This window comes from Bradyrhizobium genomosp. III (assembly GCF_000261705.1).
Classification (GTDB): domain Bacteria; phylum Pseudomonadota; class Alphaproteobacteria; order Rhizobiales; family Xanthobacteraceae; genus Bradyrhizobium; species Bradyrhizobium ottawaense.
Window position 1 is genome coordinate 1 of sequence record NZ_AJQF01000090.1, and the last position, 589, is coordinate 589.

Annotated in this window: 1 protein-coding gene; it reads left to right on the forward strand. The window is 67.2% G+C overall.

What is annotated here, in order from left to right; translation table 11 throughout:
• On the forward strand, positions 1-589 hold a 589-nt coding region (locus IC66_RS0108860; protein WP_038947414.1), incomplete at both ends, for a HAMP domain-containing protein.

A 589-nucleotide genomic window follows, 5' to 3' on the forward strand; every position in this document is an offset into this window, starting at 1 on the left:
CGCCCGCTCACGGCGACCGAATTGTCGCTGATGGATCGCATGCAAGGCCGCGTGGAGGCCGACCGCGAGCGCATCGAGGCAGGCATCGACCAACTCGGAAATCCCTCCCGCATCGCGACCGCGCTGAAGGCGGCGACGGAATCGTATTTTGGAAAAGCTGCGGCCGCCGTCGACAAGGAGATTCCCGCAGCCCGGAGTGACGGCAAGTACAGCAGCAACGCCGACGAACTGGCGAAGGTCATCGTGCCGGCCATCCAGATGTTCTACGGCGTGCGCGATGCCGCATTGGCGGAAGCTTCCGAGCGTGCCTCGGCCTCGCGCGATGGCGCACTGGCGATGCTCGCGCTCGCAGGCGTGGTGGTTCTGGCGCTGCTCGGGACTCTCGGTGGCGTGACCATGATGCTGCGCAGGCGCGTGGTGACGCCGCTCAGCCGGCTCGCGGACGTGATCGCAACGCTCGCTGCCGGACAACACGACGTCGAGATTCCCGCGACGGGCCGCAATGACGAGATCGGCCAGGTGGCGGGCTCGCTGCAGCACTTCAAGGATTCACTGCTCGCCAAGAAGGCCGCCGATGAGGCGGGCGCGG